Origin of the sequence: Streptomyces sp. NPDC006879 (genome assembly GCF_042869595.1) — a bacterium.
GTDB lineage: Bacteria > Actinomycetota > Actinomycetes > Streptomycetales > Streptomycetaceae > Streptomyces.
The window spans coordinates 196,522-217,243 of record NZ_JBIAGC010000006.1 but is presented as its reverse complement, the minus strand read 5'-3'; the positions used below and the strand labels follow the sequence as shown (position 1 = coordinate 217,243).

The 20,722-nt window shown below is 69.1% G+C and carries 20 protein-coding genes; 16 read left to right on the top strand and 4 right to left on the bottom strand.

Features of this window, described 5'->3' with window-relative positions:
• Positions 1-342: 342 nt before the first annotated feature.
• The 4 genes from dop (at position 343) to prcA (ending at position 4,051) form a co-directional block, all read left to right on the top strand.
• Positions 343-1,854, top strand: coding sequence for a depupylase/deamidase Dop (dop, locus tag ACFYMC_RS07715; protein ID WP_388520358.1), 1,512 nt, complete (start codon positions 343-345; stop codon positions 1,852-1,854).
• A gap of 188 nt (positions 1,855-2,042) precedes the next feature.
• A complete protein-coding gene (locus tag ACFYMC_RS07710) occupies positions 2,043-2,255 on the top strand; it encodes a ubiquitin-like protein Pup (RefSeq protein ID WP_388520355.1) in 213 nt (70 codons plus the stop codon).
• A gap of 149 nt (positions 2,256-2,404) precedes the next feature.
• A complete protein-coding gene (prcB, locus tag ACFYMC_RS07705) occupies positions 2,405-3,244 on the top strand; it encodes a proteasome subunit beta (protein WP_388520352.1) in 840 nt (279 codons plus the stop codon).
• Between the two features lie 48 nt (positions 3,245-3,292).
• On the top strand, positions 3,293-4,051 hold the full coding sequence (gene prcA, locus ACFYMC_RS07700) for a proteasome subunit alpha (RefSeq protein ID WP_388520349.1): 759 nt from the start codon (positions 3,293-3,295) through the stop codon (positions 4,049-4,051).
• 94 nt (positions 4,052-4,145) lie between these two features.
• Here prcA and ACFYMC_RS07695 read toward each other — a convergent pair whose 3' ends face one another.
• The gene (locus ACFYMC_RS07695; protein WP_388520346.1) at positions 4,146-5,144 is read right to left on the bottom strand and encodes a LacI family DNA-binding transcriptional regulator; all 999 of its coding nucleotides are present in this window, start codon (positions 5,142-5,144) and stop codon (positions 4,146-4,148) included.
• A 152-nt stretch (positions 5,145-5,296) separates the two neighbouring features.
• Between ACFYMC_RS07695 and ACFYMC_RS07690 the strand changes: the two genes are divergently transcribed.
• From ACFYMC_RS07690 to ACFYMC_RS07635, 12 genes are all read left to right on the top strand, one after another.
• Entirely contained in the window at positions 5,297-6,571 is a 1,275-nt protein-coding gene (locus ACFYMC_RS07690; RefSeq protein ID WP_388520343.1) for an MFS transporter, read from the top strand.
• 9 nt (positions 6,572-6,580) lie between these two features.
• Positions 6,581-7,942, top strand: a complete 1,362-nt coding sequence (gene pafA / locus ACFYMC_RS07685) for a Pup--protein ligase (protein WP_388520340.1) — start codon at positions 6,581-6,583, stop codon at positions 7,940-7,942.
• Positions 7,943-8,085: 143 nt separating this feature from the next.
• Positions 8,086-9,069, top strand: coding sequence for an FKBP-type peptidyl-prolyl cis-trans isomerase (locus tag ACFYMC_RS07680; RefSeq protein WP_388520337.1), 984 nt, complete (start codon positions 8,086-8,088; stop codon positions 9,067-9,069).
• A 93-nt stretch (positions 9,070-9,162) separates the two neighbouring features.
• Positions 9,163-9,534 carry an FKBP-type peptidyl-prolyl cis-trans isomerase gene (locus ACFYMC_RS07675; protein ID WP_388520334.1) on the top strand — a complete coding sequence of 124 codons (372 nt, stop codon included), beginning with the start codon at positions 9,163-9,165 and terminating at the stop codon, positions 9,532-9,534.
• A gap of 152 nt (positions 9,535-9,686) precedes the next feature.
• Positions 9,687-10,643, top strand: coding sequence for a helix-turn-helix transcriptional regulator (locus tag ACFYMC_RS07670; RefSeq protein WP_388520331.1), 957 nt, complete (start codon positions 9,687-9,689; stop codon positions 10,641-10,643).
• 18 nt (positions 10,644-10,661) lie between these two features.
• Positions 10,662-11,633 (top strand): helix-turn-helix transcriptional regulator, encoded by a 972-nt coding sequence (locus tag ACFYMC_RS07665; RefSeq protein WP_388520328.1) that lies wholly within the window; start codon positions 10,662-10,664, stop codon positions 11,631-11,633.
• Positions 11,634-11,696: 63 nt separating this feature from the next.
• Positions 11,697-11,957 (top strand): hypothetical protein, encoded by a 261-nt coding sequence (locus ACFYMC_RS07660; RefSeq protein ID WP_388520325.1) that lies wholly within the window; start codon positions 11,697-11,699, stop codon positions 11,955-11,957.
• Between the two features lie 9 nt (positions 11,958-11,966).
• Entirely contained in the window at positions 11,967-12,167 is a 201-nt protein-coding gene (locus tag ACFYMC_RS07655) for a hypothetical protein (RefSeq protein WP_388520322.1), read from the top strand.
• Between the two features lie 218 nt (positions 12,168-12,385).
• Entirely contained in the window at positions 12,386-12,676 is a 291-nt protein-coding gene (tatA, locus tag ACFYMC_RS07650) for a Sec-independent protein translocase subunit TatA (protein ID WP_388520319.1), read from the top strand.
• Positions 12,677-12,726: 50 nt separating this feature from the next.
• Positions 12,727-13,674, top strand: coding sequence for a twin-arginine translocase subunit TatC (gene tatC / locus ACFYMC_RS07645; protein WP_388520316.1), 948 nt, complete (start codon positions 12,727-12,729; stop codon positions 13,672-13,674).
• A gap of 75 nt (positions 13,675-13,749) precedes the next feature.
• Positions 13,750-14,691 (top strand): diacylglycerol kinase, encoded by a 942-nt coding sequence (locus ACFYMC_RS07640; RefSeq protein WP_388520313.1) that lies wholly within the window; start codon positions 13,750-13,752, stop codon positions 14,689-14,691.
• A gap of 87 nt (positions 14,692-14,778) precedes the next feature.
• Positions 14,779-17,607 (top strand): DEAD/DEAH box helicase, encoded by a 2,829-nt coding sequence (locus ACFYMC_RS07635; protein WP_388520310.1) that lies wholly within the window; start codon positions 14,779-14,781, stop codon positions 17,605-17,607.
• 113 nt (positions 17,608-17,720) lie between these two features.
• Here ACFYMC_RS07635 and ACFYMC_RS07630 read toward each other — a convergent pair whose 3' ends face one another.
• Genes ACFYMC_RS07630 through ACFYMC_RS07620 form a run of 3 tightly spaced genes read right to left on the bottom strand, consistent with a single transcriptional unit; the run spans position 17,721 to position 20,545 of the window.
• Positions 17,721-18,668, bottom strand: coding sequence for an RluA family pseudouridine synthase (locus ACFYMC_RS07630; protein ID WP_388520307.1), 948 nt, complete (start codon positions 18,666-18,668; stop codon positions 17,721-17,723).
• Between the two features lie 48 nt (positions 18,669-18,716).
• Positions 18,717-19,583 (bottom strand): siderophore-interacting protein, encoded by an 867-nt coding sequence (locus ACFYMC_RS07625; protein ID WP_388520388.1) that lies wholly within the window; start codon positions 19,581-19,583, stop codon positions 18,717-18,719.
• Between the two features lie 56 nt (positions 19,584-19,639).
• Positions 19,640-20,545 carry a 5'-3' exonuclease H3TH domain-containing protein gene (locus tag ACFYMC_RS07620; protein ID WP_388520385.1) on the bottom strand — a complete coding sequence of 302 codons (906 nt, stop codon included), beginning with the start codon at positions 20,543-20,545 and terminating at the stop codon, positions 19,640-19,642.
• Positions 20,546-20,722 lie beyond the last annotated feature (177 nt).

Sequence of the window (20,722 nt, the reverse complement as noted above, 5' to 3'; positions counted from 1 at the left end):
GCCCTGCGCCGTCACCTCGCCGACCAACTCGACGACCTCGCGCGCGCCCTGCGGGTCCGAACAGAAGCCCTCTGAACCGCCCGAAGCCGGTGGTGGGGGGGGGGGGGGGGGGGGCGCCCCCGCCCCCCCCCCCCCCCCCCCCCCCCCCCCGACTGCATTTCAGGGGTCGGCCTGAGCCACGGCAATGACTGAAATGATCTCCCCACCAGCGCGGAGCCGCTCTAGGCTCTTCGGTACCGCCGGGACGCGCAGTGCGGGGACGGGCACCGCACACGCACCGGAACACCAGCGGTACTTGAGCGCCGCTCCCACCGGGGGGCGCCGCCGGGCAAGGAGGGCCGCATGACCGTACGGCGAGTAATGGGGATCGAGACGGAGTACGGGATCTCCGTCCCCGGCCACCCGAACGCCAATGCCATGCTCACCTCGTCCCAGATCGTCAACGCCTACGCGGCGGCGATGCACCGGGCGCGACGCGCCCGCTGGGACTTCGAGGAGGAGAACCCGCTGCGGGACGCCCGCGGCTTCGACCTCGCCCGCGAGGTGGCTGACTCCAGCCAGCTCACCGACGAGGACATCGGTCTGGCCAATGTCATCCTCACCAATGGTGCTCGGTTGTACGTGGACCACGCGCATCCCGAGTACAGCTCTCCCGAGGTCACCAATCCGCGCGACGCCGTCCTGTGGGACAAGGCGGGTGAGCGCATCATGGCCGAGGCCGCCGAGCGGGCCGCTCAGCTTCCGGGGGCCCAGCCCATCCACCTCTACAAGAACAACACCGACAACAAGGGCGCCTCTTACGGCACGCACGAGAACTACCTGATGAAGCGGGAGACCCCGTTCTCGGACATCGTGCGGCATCTGACGCCCTTCTTCGTCTCCCGGCAGGTCGTCACCGGCGCCGGGCGCGTGGGCGTCGGTCAGGACGGCCGTGAACACGGGTTCCAGATCAGCCAGCGGGCCGACTACTTCGAGGTCGAGGTGGGGCTGGAGACCACCTTGAAGCGGCCGATCATCAACACCCGCGACGAGCCGCACTCCGACGCGGAGAAGTACCGGCGCCTGCACGTCATCATCGGTGACGCGAACCTCTCGGAGATCTCCACCTACCTGAAGCTGGGCACCACCTCGCTGGTCCTGTCGATGATCGAGGACAACTTCATCAACGTGGACCTCGCGGTGGACCAGCCGGTGCGCACCCTTCACCAGGTCTCACACGATCCCGAGCTCGGCCAGCTGATCACACTGCGTAGCGGTCGCTCGCTGACCGCGGTCCAGTTGCAGATGGAGTACTTCGAGCTGGCCCGAAAGTACGTGGAGGAGCGCTTCGGCGCCGATGCGGACGAACAGACCAAGGACGTCCTGACCAGGTGGGAAGACGTCCTCGGGCGCCTGGAGAGCGATCCCATGAGCCTGTCGGGGGAACTGGACTGGGTCGCTAAGCGGGAGATCCTGGAGGGCTACCGCCGCCGGGACCGCCTGGAGTGGGACGCCGCCCGGCTCCACCTGGTGGACCTCCAGTACAGCGATGTGCGGCCCGACAAGGGCCTGTACAACCGGCTGGTGGCCCGGGGGAAGATGAAGCGGCTACTGGAGGAGACCGATGTGGAGCGGGCTCGCTCCAAGCCACCTGAGGACACCCGGGCCTACTTCCGTGGGCGTTGTCTGGAACAGTACGCCGACGACGTCGCCGCGGCCTCCTGGGACTCGGTGATCTTCGATCTGCCGGGGCGGGACTCCCTCCAGCGCGTGCCCACGCTGGAGCCCCTGCGGGGTACGCGCAACCACGTCAAGGAACTACTGGACCGCTGCCGTACAGCGGAGGATCTGGTCCGGGTGCTCTCGGGCGGCTGAACCGCCCGGTCCCGGTCACGGGCATGGTGATCACCGCGATCGCGGCTGAAAGGCCTCCGGGACGGGAATCCTGAAAGAGGAGGGCCGAATGTCCGGCCCTCCTTGTAGGGTCGGACTAGGGTCTGATCTTGAGATTCCGTTCTCGGAGTCTCTCTACGAGCGTGCGAACCGAGCGGGGTGAGGTAGACATGGCGACCAAGGACACCGGCGGCGGACAGCAGAAGGCCACTCACTCGACCGAGGAGGTCGAGGAGCAGACTGCGGAGGCACAGTCCGACCTCAAGGAGCGGCAGGAGAAGCTCTCGGACGACGTGGACTCGGTTCTGGACGAGATCGATGACGTGCTTGAGGAGAACGCCGAGGACTTCGTGCGCTCCTTCGTCCAAAAGGGCGGACAGTAAGCTTCGTTGTCCGCCGCGGCGCCCGTGCTGAAGTGGCGAGCACCGCGGCGGATGACTCACACGGAGCCGGGTAGGGTCCGTGCACAGTTCGAAATGATCGATTGGCCCGGCACCAGGTGTGGGGCCGCCGCCTATCCGGAAGGAATCGCGTGGAAGCCAATCCTCGTAGCACCGGGCGTCTGCCGGCTGCCTTCCTGACGCCTGGATCCTCCTCCTTCATGGACTTCCTCGGTGACCACTCGCCCCAGCTCCTGCCGGGCAACCGCAAGCTGCCCGAGGGAGTCGTCGAGGCGCCGCACGGGACGACGATCGTCGCGGCCACCTTCCCCGGTGGCGTCGTCCTCGCCGGCGACCGGCGGGCCACGATGGGCAACATGATCGCCCAGCGGGACATCGAGAAGGTCTTCCCGGCCGATGAGTACTCCGCGGTGGGCATCGCCGGTACGGCGGGTCTGGCCGTCGAGATGGTGAAGCTCTTCCAGTTGGAGCTTGAGCACTTCGAGAAGGTGGAGGGCGCCACCCTCTCGCTGGAGGGCAAGGCGAATCGACTCTCCACCATGATCCGCAGCAACCTGGGCATGGCCATGCAGGGCTTGGCCGTGGTTCCGCTCTTCGCCGGCTGGGACGAGGGCCGGGAGAAGGGCCGGATCTTCAGCTACGACGTGACGGGCGGCCGGTCTGAGGAGCACGGCTTCGCGGCCACCGGCTCCGGTTCCATCTTCGCGCGCGGATCCATGAAGAAGCTCTACCGCGAGGACCTGACGGAGCAGCAGGCCACCACGCTGGTCGTGCAAGCGCTGTACGACGCCGCGGACGACGACTCGGCCACCGGTGGGCCGGACCTCGCCCGTCGCATCTTCCCGATCGTCACCGTCATCACCGACGAGGGTTTCCGGAGGCTGTCCGAGGCGGAGTCCTCGGAGCTGGCCCGCTCCATCACCGAGCGGCGCCTGGAGCAGCCCGACGGGCCGCGCGCAGCGCTGCTCTGAGTCTTCCGGAATCGCACTCGCCACTGAGAAGAAAGGGACGGATAGCCGGTGTCGACGCCGTTCTATGTCTCACCCCAGCAGGCCATGGCCGACCGGGCGGAGTACGCCCGCAAGGGCATCGCCCGCGGTCGCAGCCTGGTTGTGCTGCAGTACGCCGACGGCATTGTGTTCGTCGGTGAGAACCCGTCCCGCGCGCTGCACAAGTTCAGCGAGATCTACGACCGGATCGGCTTCGCCGCCGCCGGCAAGTACAACGAGTACGAGAACCTCCGGATCGGCGGCGTCCGCTACGCCGACCTCCGTGGATTCACCTATGACCGCGATGATGTGACGGCCCGTGGGCTGGCGAACGTGTACGCCCAGACCCTCGGCACCATCTTCTCCAGCGTCGGCGAGAAGCCGTACGAGGTGGAGTTGGTGGTGGCTGAGGTGGGCGAGACGCCTTCCACGGACCAGATCTACCGCCTGCCGCACGACGGTTCGATCGTGGACGAGCACGGCTCGGTCGCGGTCGGCGGCAACGCCGAGCAGATCAGCAACTACCTGGACCAGCGGCACCGGGACGGCATGACTCTGGCGGAGGCGCTCAAGCTCGCCGTTCAGGCGCTCTCCCGGGACACCAACGGCACGCAGCGGGAGATTCCAGCCGACCGCCTGGAGGTGGCCGTGCTGGACCGCACGAGGTCTCAGCAGCGCAAGTTCAAGCGGATCGTCGGCAGGCAGCTCTCCCGGCTGTTGGAGGCCCAGGACCCGGCCGCGACGCCCACTTCGGCGGCCACCGACGAGGACGAGGACGCCGCCGAGTAGTTCCTCGCCGCAGGTACACCACGCAGGCCCCGGTCCCCGGATCGGGGCCTGCGTGGTGCCGGCGTTACCCCCTCGTCCATCGCGGGATGGCGCTTCAGGGCGTGGCGGGTCCGGTGGAGCCCCGCACCGCGAGCTGCACGGGCAGGTTGCCGGCGTTCCAGGGGCGACCTTCGAGCAGGGCCAACAGGGCCTTCATGCCGTGTTCGCCGACCTGCTCGGCGGGCAGCTGGACGGTGGTCAGCTCCGGTTCGACCGCGGTGGCCAGCGTCAGGTCGTCGAAGCCGGTGACGGACACGTCCTGGGGCAGGCGCAGCCCCAGGCGCCGGGCGGCTTTGCAGGCACCGGCCGCCAAGATGTCGTCATCACAGATCACGGCGGTGGGTCGGGGGTGCAGTCCCGCCAGCGCTGTCTCGGCGGCCACCCGTCCGGCCTCCACGCTCAACTGTTCGGCAACGGTGGTCAAGGTGGCGCCCTCCACCTGGCCGAGGACCTGCTCCAGGGTCCGAGCCCGGACCTCGAAGGTCCAGCTGTCCACGGCTGAAGCCAGGTGGAGGAAGCGCCGGTGGCCCAACGCCAACAGGTGATGGGCCACCTGCCGCATGCCGTCGGCCATGTCCAGGTTGACGTGGGCCGGGCCCACGGTGGCCGGGTCGCTGTCCAGCATGACCAGCGGGAGGTCCTCGCCGCGGATCGCCTCCAGGGCGCCGGCGGCCATCGAGGAGGCGATCACTCCGTCCAGGGCGGCGCGGGCGGACGCGAAGGGGTCACGGGCCGGACCGGTGCCGTCGGGGGAGGGGTAGAGCACGACTCCGAACCCGTGCTCGGCGGCGACTTTGGCTGCGCCGGTGTAGACCCGCGCGAAGAACTCGTTGGTGAGTGCGGGGACGACGAGGAGGGCTGTTCGGGTGCTGCCCAGGCGCAGGTTGCGAGCTGCCAGGTTCGGTCGGTAGCCGAGCTCGCGCGCGCTCCTGCGAACGGACTCAGCGGTGCGCTCGGACACCCGCCCGCGCCACTTGTCCGCGAGCACCAGGGAGACGGTCGCCTGGGACACTCCGGCTGCCTGGGCAACGTCTCGGCTGGTCGGTCTCGTCATTCCTGCCTTTTCCGGTCGTCCTGTTCCTGGCTCTTCTTGGCCTTCCGTCGGGTGGCTGGACCCGGCGGGTGGGGTCATGGTACGTATGGACCCGCAAGTTATACGTAAAACCTCGGTGGCGGCGAGAGCGGACCGGGCAGAGAGGGGCAGCCATGTCCGCGGGGTACGCACAACTCCTCAGAACGCGCCACGCGGCGCGGCTGTTGACCGGAACGCTGGTGGGGCGACTACCCAACGCCACCGCGCACATAGCCATCGTGCTGTTCGTCCGCGCCGAAGGGGGCAGCTACAGCCTCGCCGGGGCGCTGGCCGCCGCCTACGGGCTCGCCACCGCCGTCGGCCAGCCGTTGCTCGGGCGCGCCGTCGACCTGTTCGGGCAACCGCGGGTCCAGTTCCCCGCCGCAGTGGTCTCCGCCCTGGGCATGACCTGGCTGGCCCTGGTCGGCACCTCGGGCGGGGCGAGTGCCTACGCCGCGGTGCTGCTCGCGGGCCTGTTCACACCCCCACTGGAAGGTGGCCTGCGCGCCCTGTGGCCGAGCGTGCTCGGCGGCCGTGAGGACCAGGTGCACTCCGCCTACGCCCTCGATGCCGTCGCACAGGAGGTCATGTACACCGTCGGGCCGCTGTTGGTGACCCTGCTGGTGTCGATCTGGTCCCCGGCCGCCGCCCTGCTGGTCATCAACGCCCTCGGGGTGCTTGGCGCCCTCTGGGTGGTGCTCTGCGAGCCCTCGCGCACCTGGCGCTCCGCTCCGCGGGAGGCCCACTGGCTGGGCGCCCTGCGGTCACCCGGCCTGCTCGCGCTGCTGGCCTCGTTCTTCTTCGTGGGCTCGGCGCTCGGTTCTATCACGGTGGCCGGGGTCGCCTACGCCGACGGCCACGGCAGCCAGGCGGTGTACGGCTGGCTGATGGCCGCGCTGGGGCTGGGGGCGCTGTTGGGCGGGGTGGCCTATGGCGCCCGCCCGTGGGCCAGCGCGCCGGAACGGCGGCTGCGGGCCCTGGTGGCGCTGCTGGCCCTGTGCTACCTCCCGCTGCTGCTCACCCCCGCACCGGTGGCGATGACCGCCTTGGCCGCCCTGGCAGGAGTCTTCCTGGCTCCGGCGATCGCCTGCGCGTTCATCGTCGTGGACCGGCACGCGCCGCGCGGGACCGTGACGGAGGCGTTCTCCTGGCTGGTGACGTTCTTCGGGGTGGGCGCGGCCATCGGAACCGCCGTCGCGGGGCCCGCCGTGGAACTGGGCGGCACCAGGGCCGGCTTCGGCGTGGCCACCGTGGGCGGGGTCGCCGCGCTGGCCGTCCTGACGGCCACTCAGCGGGTGCTCGCGGTACGTGTCCCCGGCAGGGTGCAGACGGCCGGATCTGCGGGGTCATCAGAAAATGATCGAAACGGCGACGCCGAACCCGGTTTCAGAGCAGAGCAGAAGGCGTAATGTTCAGTCATGGACCGCCGCATTTTCGGGCTGGAGAACGAGTACGGCGTCACGTGCACGTTCAGGGGACAGCGCCGACTGTCACCTGACGAAGTGGCGCGCTACCTCTTCCGCCGTGTCGTGTCATGGGGCCGCAGTAGCAATGTCTTCCTGCGGAACGGCGCCCGCCTGTATCTCGACGTGGGTTCGCATCCGGAATATGCAACACCCGAATGCGACAACGTGACCGAGCTCGTCACTCACGACAAGGCCGGCGAGCGCATTCTCGAAGGCCTGCTGGTCGACGCCGAACGCCGCCTGCACGAGGAGGGAATCGCGGGCGACGTCTACCTCTTCAAGAACAACACCGACTCGGCGGGAAACTCCTACGGTTGCCACGAGAACTATCTCGTCGCCCGCCACGGAGAATTCTCCCGGCTCGCGGACATCCTCATTCCCTTCCTGGTCACCCGCCAGTTGATCTGCGGGGCCGGCAAGGTGCTCCAGACTCCGCGCGGCGCGGTCTACTGCGTGAGTCAGCGTGCCGAACACATCTGGGAGGGTGTCAGCTCGGCCACCACCCGGTCGCGCCCGATCATCAACACCCGCGACGAACCGCACGCGGACGCGGAGCGCTACCGCCGTCTGCACGTGATCGTCGGTGACTCCAACATGTCCGAGACGACCATGCTGCTCAAGGTCGGCGCGACCGACCTCGTCCTGCGCATGATCGAGGCGGGCACCGTGATGCGGGACCTGACGCTGGAGAACCCGATTCGGGCGATCCGCGAGGTCAGCCACGACATCACCGGCCAGCGGAAGGTGCGTCTGGCCAGTGGCCGAGAGGCCTCGGCGCTGGAGATCCAGCGTGAGTACTACGAGAAGGCCGTGGACTTCGTGGAGCGGCGCGGCATCCGCACCGGCACGGTCGAGCAGGTGCTGGAGCTGTGGGGCCGCACCCTGGACGCGGTGGAGGCGGAGGACCTCGACGTCATCGCCACCGAGATCGACTGGGTCATGAAGTACCAGCTCATCGAGCGCTACCGGGCCAAGCACAACATGACCATGTCGCATCCGCGGGTCGCCCAGATAGACCTCGCCTATCACGACATCCATCGCCGTCGAGGCCTGTACTACCTGCTGGAACGCAAGGGGCAGGCGGCTCGGATCTGCAACGACATGAAGATCTTCGAGGGCAAGTCGGTGCCGCCTCAGACCACCCGGGCACGCCTGCGCGGTGACTTCATCCGCCGCGCCCAGGAGCAGCGGCGGGACTTCACCGTCGATTGGGTGCACCTGAAGCTGAACGACCAGGCCCAGCGCACGGTGCTGTGCAAGGACCCGTTCCGGTCGGTGGACGACCGAGTGGAGAAGCTGATCGCCGGAATGTGACCAGCGGCACTGGTATGACCAGTGGTGATGGCCCAGCGGGGCGCCGTACTTACGGGTACGGCGCCCCGCTGGCGTCGGTAGAGTGGCGCGCACGCCTTTACGCAAGATCCCCGACAAGACCCCGATGAGATACGAGGCATTCCGTGCGCCGTCGCTCCCTCCTCCTCGCCGTCCCGGCAGGCCTGCTCACCCTGGCGGGCTGTGGTGACGACAAGGCCGACAACGCCGATAAGGCAGACAAGGCCAAGCCCAGCGATGGCCCCAGCACCAAGATCGTCAACGGTCCGCTGCCGGAGGTCACCGCCGGCAAGGGGTTCGGCGAGAAGCCGACCATCGCCAAGGGGCCGGGTGCCCCGTCCAAGGACCTCGCGGTCAAGGTGCTGGTCGCGGGCAGCGGCGCCACCGTCGCCAAGGGCGACAAGCTCCAGTTCCACTACCTCGGCCAGATCTGGGACACGGCCAAGGTCTTCGACAACTCCTACGATCGCAAGAAGTCCGTGGTCTACCCGATCGGCGCTGGACAACTGATCCCCGGCTGGGACAAGGCACTGGTCGGCAGGAAGGCCGGTGACCGGGTCCAGCTGGCCATCCCGCCGGAGCTCGGCTACGGAACCCAGGGCAACCCGCAGGGCGGCATCAAGGGCACCGACACCCTCGTCTTCGTGGTGGACGTCGTGGGTAGTTTCAACGCCAAGAGCTCCGCTCAGGGCAAGGAGATCGCCCAGGACGACATCTCCCTGCCGAAGGTCGGCGCGAACAAGGACGGGGCGGCCCCGACCATCGACGTCCCCAAGGGCAAGCCGGCGCCCAAGAAGCTCGTCTCCTCCTACATCCTTGAGGGCGACGGCCCCGAGGTGAAGCTGGAGGACACGCTGCTGCTCCAGTACAAGGGCGTGCTGTGGACCAACGGCAAGGAGTTCGACTCCTCCTACAAGCGCGCTGAGCTCGCCGAGTTCCCGCTGCAACAGCTGGTCAAGGGTTGGCAGCAGGGCCTCGCGGGGAAGAAGGCCGGTAGCCGCGTCATGCTGGTGGTTCCGCCGGAGCTCGGATACGGGGACAAGGAGTCGGGAGAGATTCCCGCCAACTCCACCCTGGTCTTCTCGCTCGACATCCTGGCGATTCTGTAAGACTGGTCCCAGGCTGCTCGCCGTCCGGAATCCACATGCGGCGAGCAGAGTCGTATGCGGAATACGCGTGCGCAGGAAACAAGGAGTATGTGCGTGAGCATCGAGAAGCCCGAGATCGACTTCCCTGAGGGCCCGGCGCCCAGCGAGCTGGTCGTCGAGGACATCTGGGAGGGCGACGGCGCTGAGGCCAAGGCCGGGGCCCGGGTCTCCGTCCACTACGTGGGCGTGGCCTTCTCCACCGGCGAGGAGTTCGACGCCTCCTGGAACCGTGGCGCCCCGCTGCAGTTCCAGCTCGGTGTCGGCCAGGTCATCGCCGGCTGGGACCAGGGCGTCCAGGGCATGAAGGTCGGTGGCCGTCGCAAGCTGACGATCCCCGCGCACCTCGCTTACGGTGACCGTGGTGCGGGCAGCGCCATCGCCCCGGGCGAGACGCTGATCTTCGTCTGTGACCTGATGGGCGTCTGATCGCGATCCGATCCGGAAATTCGTGATCAAAGCGGGGCCCTTGCCATACGGCAAGGGCCTCTCGCTTTTGCCCCGGCGCGCCTGAGCGGTACCTTCAACGGTCAGCGCACAACTCGCGGAGCACGCAGGGTGAAGGGTGAGGTAGGGCATCGATGGCGATTGCCAAGGCCGAGCGGCTGATGAACCTGGCGCTGTGCCTGCTGGGCACTCGCCGCCCGCTCAGCAAGCGTGAGCTGCGGGGCTCCATCGAGGCGTACATGGAAGCCGCGGCCGAGGACGCCTTCAACCGCATGTTCGAGCGCGACAAGGACGACCTACGGGAACTCGGTCTGATCATCGAGACCGTGGAGTCCGTCGACGGCGAGTACGGCTACCTGGCGCGCCGGGACAGCAACACCCTGCCCCCGGTCGCCCTCGACGCCGAGGAGGCCGCGGCGCTGGGGCTGGCGGCCAAAGTCTGGCAGCAGGCTCGCCTCGCGGGAGCGGCCAGCGGGGCGCTCCAGAAACTGCGTGCCGCCGGCATGCCGGAGACGGAGGACCCCTACGGGGCCCGTCACAGCGTCATCGAACCGAGGATCCCCGTCCACGAGGCTGCCTTCGAGCCGCTGATGCTCGCCTGCCGTGACCGTCGGCCGGTCACCTTCGACTACCGCAAGTCCAACGCGGTGCGTCCGGAGAGCCGGCAGGTGGAGCCCTGGGCCCTGGAGTGCTGGCGTGGCCAGTGGTACCTGGCGGGCTGGGACCGGGAACGCGATGCCGAGCGGGTCTTCCGACTCTCCCGGATCTCCGGCAAGGTGCGCTCCCGCGCCGGCAGGTACACCGCCGCGGTGCCCGACGTCGTGACGGTCCGAGAGACCGTGGCTGAATGGGCTGGGGAGAGCGCCACGCGCTCCGCGCGCATCCGCTTGCGGGCCGGAGCCGGCTACCCGCTGCGGGCCCGGGCCCGGTCCGAGCGCTCCCTGGGGGACGGCTGGGACGAGCTGGAAATCCCGTACGGGCACGGACTGGACGCCTGGCTGGTGGAGTTCGGCCCGGACGTGGTCGTGCTGGAGCCCGCGGACCTGCGGGCCGACGTGGTCGACCGGCTGCGCGCCGTGGCCAAGGGCTGAGGGGGCAAGGACACCTTTATGGCTGCGAACGCCATCGACCAGACCCGACGGATGCTCTCGCTGGTGACGTACCTGCGGGAACGGCCCGGAGCCCGGGTCAACGACGTCGCCCGAGCCTTCGGGATCACCGTGGAGGAACTGATCTCGGACCTCGACGTACTGCCGATGTGTGGAACTTCCTTCCGCGGAGGTGACCTGCTGGACATCGACACCGACGGTGAGCACATCTGGTGGCGCAATCCCGATGCTTCGGGCGAGTCCACCGCCGAGCCACTGCGGCTGGCCGCCGACGAGGCCACCGCGCTGCTGGTCGCCGCCCGCGCCGTAGCCACCCTGCCGGGACTGCGCGAGAGCGACCGACAAGCTCTGTTGCGGGCCACTGCGAAGCTGGAGGCCGCCGCGGGGGAAGCCGCCGGGGCGAGCGCCCGGCTGTCGGTGACCTTCGAATCCGAGGGCGGCGTCTTCGCCGACGTGGACCGGGCCATCTCGGAGCGTCGCAGGCTGTGGCTGCGCTACTACTCCCCGGCGCGGGACGAGCTCACGGAGCGAGTGGTCGACCCGATCAGGCTCTTCGCCGTTGGTCACACCTACCTGGAAGGTTGGTGCCACCTCTCCGAGGCGCGGCGGACCTTCCGGCTCGACCGGGTGGCGGAGATCCACCTGCTCGACGAGAAGGCGGAACCGCCCGCCATCGAGCCGCGTGACCTGTCCGCGGCGCTGGTCCAACCCTCGGCCGAGGACCCGGAAGTCGTGGTCGAGGTGGGGCCCGGTGGCCGTTGGGTCGCCGAGTACTACCCGCACGACAGCGCCCGCGAACTGCCCGATGGTGGACTGCGGATCACCCTGCGCACCCCTGACCCCGCCTCACTGCGCCGATTGGCGCTGCGGCTGGGGCGGGACGGGCGGATCGTGGCCCCTGCCGCCTTGGCGGACAGTGCGCGGCTGGCGGCAGCGCAGGCGCTGGCGGCGTACGAGGACGAGGGCAACTGAGGGCACCCGCCCGGTGCGGGCGCGTCGGGCGGCGGCGGGGCGAGTGACGAGGGGGAGGGGCACATGACCCGAGGAACGGCCGGACTGTCCACCGGGAGGGGCGGCGCGGTGTTGTTCAAGGCCGCTTGTCCCGACTGCCGAGCCCGTTTCGAACTCGGCGCTACGGCACTGCGGCTGGCGATCGGTGGCAGCAGACGCACGACGTTCTACTCCTTCACCTGCCCCGAGTGCGGCTCGTCGGTGCGCAAGCCCGCGGGGGAGCGCATCGTCGAACTGCTCACCGGCGGTGGGGTGCGTACCCTGCGGCTCCACACGACCCTCTAGGCTCGGCACATGTTCTGGCCGATGCTCGCAGTTGCCCTCGGATTCCTCGGTGTCGCCGTCCTCGGCGTACTGGCCGTACGCGTCGGGATCGAGGTCCGACGCCTCGGCCGACAGGTGTCCGCCACCAGCAGTCGGATCGCTGTGGCCGCCGATGACCTGGAGCGGGCGGCCGATGTCCTGGTGCGCAACGGACAGACCCTTGGACGCTGAGATGTCCGGCCTGATGCGCCCTGCCGGGTCTTCGAGTGCGGGCGGTACGCTGTGATCACGGCCTGCAGGCGAGGCGTGGGTCGCAATCGGGGGGTCGTGCGCACATTGCCGCGCGTTTACCCGTGCGGGTTACGATCCCTGCTAAGAACGGCTGTCCGGGCAAGAAGTCTGGTTTCGCCCGGAACACCTCCGCAGCCTCGGTAAGAAGGAAGCCACACATGGGCAATCTGAAGCCTCTTGAGATCGTTCTGATCATCGCTGTCATCCTCTTGCTCTTCGGCGCCAAGAAACTTCCCGAGATGGCCCGGTCGCTGGGCAAGTCGGCCCGCATCCTCAAGAGCGAGGCCAAAGCGATGAAGAAGGACGACGAGCCGGCGCCGACCAGCACGAACGCCCCCGCATCCGAGCAGCCCGCAGCGCAGCCCGCCCCACGTACGATCCAGGCCGCCCCCGGCGACGTGACCAGCGCTCGGCCGGTCTCCGACCCGAACCACACGGCTCAGAGCTGACGCGCGCGACCAGCTGACTACATCGAGTTGCACGAGACAAGGGACGTGGGTTGCTCAAGTCTGCCCGCACACGGGAGAAGGACGAGGAGGGGCGGATGCCCCTCGCGGAACACCTCCGTGAGTTGCGAAACCGCCTGCTGAAGTCCGTTCTGGCCATCCTTGTGATCACGATCGTCGCGGCGATCTTCTACAAGGACCTGATCGACTTCATGCTGAAGCCGATGCTGGATTCCGTGGGGTGCACCGACGGAGTGGTCAGCCAGCGCAACGGCAGGCCTTGCGCGGACATGACCGTCAACGGTCTGATCGCGCCCTTCTCGATCGCCCTGAAGGTCTCCCTTGCCGCGGGCGTCGTGCTGTCCGCGCCCGTGTGGCTGTACCAGCTGTGGGCCTTCATGGCGCCGGGGCTGCACCAGCACGAGAAGAAGTACGCGCTCAGCTTCGTGGCCGCCGGCGTGCCGCTCTTCCTCGGCGGCGCCGTCCTCGCTTACCAGATCCTTCCGCAGACCGCCACGATCCTTTTGGACTTTACCCCCGAGCACGCGCGCAACCTGTTGCCGGTCGATGACTACCTCGACCTGGTGACGCGGATGGTCGTGGTCTTCGGCCTCGCCTTCGAGCTCCCCCTCTTGCTGGTTCTGCTCAACTTCACCGGTGTCGTCTCCGCCCGGCGGCTGGCGAGTTGGTGGCGGGCCATGGTGTTGGGGATCACCATTTTCGCGGCCTTCGCCACCCCCACCGGTGACCCGCTCACGATGCTCGCGCTCGCCGCACCCATCGTCGCCCTCTACTTCATCGCGCTCGGCGTGTGCCTGGCCAATGACCGACGCCGGCGCCGCAACGACCCCGACGCGGGCCTGGAAGACGACGAAGCCTCCCGGGTGGACCTGACGCCCGAGTCGATCGACGAGGTGGAGCCCGTCAGTAGTTCAGCGACTGTGCCGGAACAGGCCGACGGCAGCCGGGACCGGCTCAACGGCTACGACGACGTGACCTGACCCTCCCTTCCACATCGCTTGCTCCGCCGCCTCGAACTGCTTTCCGTGCAAGATTCGAACGGATAGGGTCCGCGGGTGAGCAGTGAGATCACCCTCTTCGTCAATCCCACCGCCGGTCGCGGCCGGGGCGCACAGGCCGCCCAACCGGCTGCGACGGCGCTGCGGGCGTCCGGGTTCCGGGTGCGCACCGTGGTCGGGACGGACGCCGCGGACGCGCTGGTACGACTGCGGGCCGCGGTCACGGAGGGAACGGCGGCCGTGGTCGCGGTGGGCGGTGACGGGGTGGTCTCCCTGGCCCTCCAGGCCGTGGCCGGTTCGCGGGTTCCGTTGGGCATCGTCGGGGTCGGTACCGGCAACGACTGCGCTCGTGCCTTCGGTCTGCCGGTCAGAGACCCCGCCGAGGCCGCCCGGGTGGCCGCGGAGGCGCTCAAGGGATCCCGGATCCGAAGCCTCGACCTCGGCCGGGTCCTGCCCCAGGTCCCGGGCGCGCCCGCCGGGACCGCCCATCAGAGGGATCGGCACGCTCCCTGGTACGGCAGCGTGCTGTGTTCGGGTTTCGATTCCAAGGTCAACGAGCGCAGCAACCGGATGCGGTGGCCCTCGGGCAGCTTCAGCTACGACCTTGCGATGCTCGCCGAATTCGCGGCCTTCCGACCTGCGGCGTACCGCATCAGCCTGGACGACGGCCCTGTTCGGGAGGTCGAGGCGACCCTCATCGCCATCGGCAACGGGTCTTCCTACGGCGGTGGCATGCGGATCTGTCCCGACGCCGTGCCCGATGACGGGCTCTTCGACATCACGGTGGTCGGCGCAGTCCCCCGGCGGACCCTGCTGAGGGTCTTCCCCCGGGTGTACCGGGGGACGCACATCAGGCATCCGCGGGTCAGCGTCCACCGTGCGGCCAAGGTCAGCCTGGCGGCCGAGGGCCTGACCGCCTACGCGGACGGCGAGCGGATCGGACCGCTGCCGGTCACCACCGAATGCGTGTCCGGCGCCCTGCAACTGCTCGCGCCCTGATGCGTCCGCCCCCGCATTCAGCGGGGCTCTGATCAGAATTAAAGATCGCGACTGCTGTCAGACCCGCCGGGTAGGCTCATCAACAAGATGACCGAGGACCTCTCCCCCGCCGAGCGTTACGCCGCTGCCCGCATCCGTGCCGCGCAGGAGGCCACCGCGCTGGCCCCCTTCCGCGAGATGTACGAGTTCGACCTCGACCCCTTCCAGATCGAGGCCTGTCAAGCGCTGGAGGCCGGCAAGGGCGTGCTCGTGGCCGCGCCCACCGGCTCGGGCAAGACCATCGTCGGTGAGTTCGCCGTGCACCTCGCCCTACGGCAGGCGCGCAAGTGCTTCTACACCACGCCCATCAAGGCCCTGTCCAACCAGAAGTACGCCGATCTGGTCAAGCGCTACGGCGCCGAGAAGGTCGGTTTGCTCACCGGTGACAACAGTGTCAACTCCGAGGCGCCGATCGTGGTCATGACCACCGAGGTGCTCCGCAACATGCTCTACGCGGGCTCGCAGTCGCTGCGGGGGCTCGGCTACGTGGTCATGGACGAAGTGCACTACCTCTCCGACCGGTTCCGCGGAGCCGTCTGGGAGGAAGTGATCATCCATCTGCCGGAGTCGGTGACCCTGGTCTCGTTGTCCGCCACCGTTTCCAACGCGGAGGAGTTCGGTGACTGGCTGGACACCGTCCGCGGTGACACCGAAGTGATCGTCTCCGAGGAGCGCCCGGTACCACTGTGGCAGCACGTGCTCGCCGGGCGTCGCATGTACGACCTCTTCGAGGAGGAGAGCGACCACGGCGGTCGCGGCGCCGCCCGCCGGGAGGTCAACCCGGACCTGCTGCGCATGGCGCGCATGGAGAACAGTCGCACCTACAACCCGCGTGAGCGCCGTCGCGGCAAGATGGTGCGGGAAGCCGACCGGGAGCGCGAGCGACGCTCCCGCAGCCGGATCTGGACCCCGGGCCGCCCCGAGGTGATCGGGCGGCTCGACTCCGAGGGGCTGCTGCCCGCGATCACCTTCATCTTCAGCCGTGCCGGTTGCGAGGCGGCCGTCCAGCAGTGCCTGTACGCCGGCTTGCGTCTCAACGACGAGGCCGGCCGGCTCCGGGTACGGGAGATCGTCGAGGAGCGCACCGCCTCCATCCCCACCGAGGACCTGCACGTCCTTGGCTACTACGAGTGGCTGGAGGGCCTGGAGCGCGGTATCGCGGCGCACCACGCGGGCATGCTGCCCACCTTCAAGGAGGTCGTGGAGGAACTCTTCGTCCGCGGTCTGGTCAAGGCCGTGTTCGCCACCGAGACCCTGGCGCTGGGTATCAACATGCCCGCCCGCTCGGTGGTGTTGGAGAAGCTGGTCAAGTGGAACGGCGAACAGCACGCGGACATCACCCCGGGCGAGTACACCCAGCTCACCGGGCGTGCCGGTCGCCGGGGCATCGACGTCGAGGGCCATGCAGTGGTGCTCTGGCAGCGCGGCATGGATCCGGGCGCGCTGGCTGGTCTGGCGGGCACCCGGACCTATCCGCTGCGCTCCAGCTTCAAGCCCTCGTACAACATGGCCGTCAACCTCGTGCAGCAGTTCGGCCGGCACCGTTCGCGCGAACTGCTGGAGACCTCCTTCGCCCAGTTCCAGGCCGACCGGTCCGTGGTGGGCATCTCCCGACAGGTCCAGCGCAACGAAGAGGGCCTGGACGGCTACCGGGAAGGGATGACCTGCCACCTCGGGGACTTCGAGGAGTACGCCCGGCTGCGCCGTGACCTCAAGGACCGGGAGACCGACCTGGCCAAGCAGGGCGCCGCCCAGCGCAGGGCTCAGGCGGCGGCTTCCTTGGAACGCCTCAAGCCCGGCGATGTCATCCATGTCCCCACCGGGAAGTTCGCCGGCCTTGCGCTGGTGTTGGACCCGGGGATCCCGGCGGGGCGGACCAACGGACACCGGGGCTTCGAGCAGCACGACGGGCCGCGACCTCTGGTGCTGACAGCGGAGCGGCAGGTCAAGCGGCTCGCCTCGATCGACTTCCCGGTGCCGGTCGAGGCGCTGGAGCGGATGCGGATTCCCAAGTCCTTCAACCCGCGTTCCCCGCAGTCCCGTCGTGACCTGGCCTCGGCGCTGCGCACCAAGGCGGGGCACATCGCGCCCGAGCGTCACCGGCGCGGTCGGGCGGCGGCTGCCGACGACCGGGAGATCGCCCGGCTCCGCACCGCACTGCGGGCCCATCCCTGCCACGGTTGCGACGAGCGCGAGGACCACGCCCGATGGGCCGAGCGCTACCACCGACTCCAGCGGGACACCCGCCAGTTGGAGCGCCGTATCGAGGGTCGGACGAACACCATCGCCCGTACCTTCGACCGCATCCACGCCCTCCTCACCGAGCTCGACTACCTGCGTGAGGACGAGGTCACCGAGCACGGCAAGCGACTGGCCCGCCTTTACGGCGAGTTGGACCTGCTGGCCTCCGAGTGTCTGCGAGCGAGGATCTGGGAAGGTCTCAGCCCAGCGGAACTGGCCGCCTGCGTATCGGCGCTGGTCTTCGAGGCCAGGCAGTCCGACGACGCGGTGGCGCCCAAGGTTCCGGGCGGCGCGGCCAAGGTGGCGCTCGCCGAGATGGTGCGTATCTGGGGCCGGCTCGACGCGCTGGAGGAGGAACACCGGATCAACCAGGCCGAGGGCGTAGGTCAGCGCGAGCCCGATCTGGGTTTCGCCTGGGCCGCCCATCAGTGGGCCTCGGACAGGTCCCTGGACGAGGTCTTGCGGGAGGCCGAGATGCCTGCCGGGGACTTCGTCCGGTGGTGCAAGCAGGTCATTGATGTCCTCGGTCAGATCGCTGCCGCGGCCCCGCGGGAGAACAGTACGGTGGCCCGCAACGCCCGCAAGGCGGTGGACGCGCTGCTCAGGGGTGTGGTGGCGTACAGCTCGGTCGGCTGACCGGCTGGGGAGCGCGCTGGCGCGTCCCGGTACCCGTCTTCTCGGGGCCGGGACCGCTCGTGCTGCTCAGGGCATGCGCCGCCCCGCCCCTGAAGGTGTTCTACCGGGTGTCTTCATGGCTGGGTGCCCTGCGCCCAGCTTTCGTAGCGACTGAAGGACTCAAGGCTTCGTCCGCTGACGAAGTGTCGCCCTTCGCCGGTCAGAGGGTCGGTGAACTCAAGTGATCGGGCTAGGAGTTGGAGCGGTCGTCGGTAGTCGTCCGGAGCTGGATCGGTCACCGTCGGGTAGAGCGGGTCGCCCAGGATGGGGATGCCGAGGGAGTTCATGTGCACCCGTAGCTGGTGGGTGCGCCCGGTGCTCGGGACCAGCCGGTAGCGGGCCAGTCCCGCCCGGTGCTCCAATATTTCGATCCGGCTTTCGCTGTTCGGCTCTCCGGGTACCTCCCGAGCAGCTACCACGCCGCGGACCTTCTCGATCCGGCTCCGCACGGTCACCGGAAGTCGCAGGCCGGGGTCGTGGACGGCTACCGCCTCGTACTCCTTGTGCACGGCCCGGCGTTCGAACAGGCCCTGGTAGGCGCCGCGGTCCTCGCGCCGCAGGGTGAAGAGCACCAGCCCCGCAGTCAACCGGTCGAGCCGGTGAGCCGGACTGAGCTCGGGCAGTCCCAACTGCTCACGCAGGAGCGCCAGTGCGGTCTGGGTGATGTGGCTCCCGCGCGGGGTGGTGGCGAGGAAGTGGGGCTTGTCGGCGACCAGCAGACGCGAGTCCCGATGCGTGATGTGCAAGGGGAAGGGCACCACGGGCTCTTCCGCGATCTCCCGTTGGAACCAGACGTACTCCCCCGGACGGTAGGGCGCCCCTTCGTCGAGCGGTCCGTCCGGTCCGTACACGGTCTGCCGGGCGAAGAGCCCGTCGACCCCGGCCGTGCCGACCGAGGGGTAGCGGTACACCAGATAGTCCCGCACCGTCTCCCAGGCGCCGTCGGTGGGCAGCCGCAGCCATACCGGGTCGATGCCATGACGCTGGGGGAGCGGCGCCGGCGGCGTGGATCTGCGTCTCATCGCCCCAAGCCTAGGGCGCGGCCCCGGTCAACGATGGCGGGGCGTCGCTCAGGCCGCCTCGCGGGCCTGCTGTGCCGGGGCGGGCTCCGTCTCCGACTCCACCTGGGTGTTCCATTCCCGCTTGATCGCCCGCCAGCCTTCGTCGCTGTGGCCGAGGCGCCAGTAGCCGGAGATCGACAGCCGCTCCCGCGGGATCCCGCGCTCCATCCGGAGGTGGCGGCGCAGCTCCTTGACGAAGCCCGCCTCACCGTGCACGAAGACGTGCGGCTGCCCGGCCGGGAACTCAAGACCGGTGACGGCCTCGACGAGGGCCTCACCGACCGGGCGGGCGCCACGGTGTAGCCAGTTGACTTCGAAGCCGTCCGCCGTGACGATCTTCTGCTCGTCCTCGGGGCCGGACACTTCGACGAAGGCGTGCACGACGGAGCCCGCGGGGAGTCGCTCCACAGCGGCGGCGATCGCGGGCAGTGCGCTCTCGTCGCCGGCCAGTAGGTGCCAGTCGGCGCGCGGATCCGGGGCGTAGCCCCCGCCCGGCCCGAGGAAACGCACCGTCTCACCGGGCTGGACGCGCGCCGCCCAGGGGCCTGCCAGTCCTTCGTCGCCGTGGACGACGAAGTCGACGCTCAGCTCCACGTGCACCGGGTCCCAGGCGCGCACGGTGTAGGCGCGGTTGCGAGGCCACTGTGCGCGGGGGAACTCGGCGCGGATCCGTTCCACGTCGAAGGGCTCGGGGTAGGCGACGCCCTCCACCGGGAAAAGGATCTTGATGTAGTGGTCGGTGAACTCGCCCGCGGCGAACCCGGCCAGCGACTCACCTCCCAGCACCACCCGCACCATGTGCGGAGTGAGCCGCTCGGTGCGCAGCACCACAGCGGTGCCCACGCTCGGCTGCTTGCGTACGGGTCGTCCGGCCACGGCGATGTCCCCTGTTCCCCTGAGCATGTTGGCTTAGGCTTACCTAAGCTAACACTTTAGACGCCCAAGGTCGTCTTCAGCCGTCCAACTGCGCCGGCCAGTCCCCATCGGGTGGCGATCGCCTCCAGGGCCTCTGGGTCGGCCACGGCCGCGGGCAGCGCGGGGTCGAAGGCCGGCAGCGGTACGTCCGAGGCCACCCGCACCACCTTCGGAGCCACCGCCACGTACGGCCTCGCCTCCTGGAGCCGCTTGCGCTGCGAGGGGGTCAGTCGTGAGCTCGGGTCGTCCACGGCCGCCATGATCGCGTCCAAGTCCCCGTAGGCGTCCAGGAGCTTGGCGGCGGTCTTCTCGCCGATGCCCGGTACTCCGGGCAGCCCGTCGCTGGGGTCGCCGCGCAACAGGGCCAGGTCCACGTAGCCGGGCCCGTCGACGCCGTACTTCTCACGCAGCACGGCCTCGTCCGTCATCTGGAGCGTTCCCACGCCCTTGATCGGGTACAGCACGCGCACCCGGCGTGCGTCGTCCACGAGCTGGTAGAGGTCCCGGTCGCCGGTCACGACGTCCACCGGGCCGGTCGCCTGGAGTGCGAGCGTGCCGATCACGTCGTCCGCCTCGTAGCCGGCGACGCCGACCCTCGCGATCCCGAAGGCGTCCAGTACCGCCTCGATGATCGGGACCTGCGGGGCCAGGGTGTCGGGCGTCTCCTCCTCGTCCGGACCGCTCTCGGTCGAAACGGCCACGCGGTGCGCCTTGTACGAGGGGATCAGCTCCACTCGCCAGTGTGGACGCCAGTCCGCGTCCATGCAGGCCACGAGGTCGTCCGGCTGGTGGTCCTGGACCAACCTTCCGATGAAGTCGAGGAGTCCGCGTACGGCATTGACCGGAGTGCCGTCCGGGGCCCGGACCGAGTCGGGGACCCCGAAGTAGGCACGGAAATAGAGGGAGGCGGTGTCGAGGAGCATCAGGCGTCGGGTCACAGGCCCGATGATGCCGTACCCCGCCGACAACGCCCGCTCCGATCGAAGGGCTCGCCCACGGGGGCCGCCCCACGGGTCGTGCTCTTCGTCGCGACCGTCGGCAAGGGGCGAGAGCGGCCTGCACGACTGTTCCGCGAGCGAGGGGGGAAGCTGCGTAAGGTG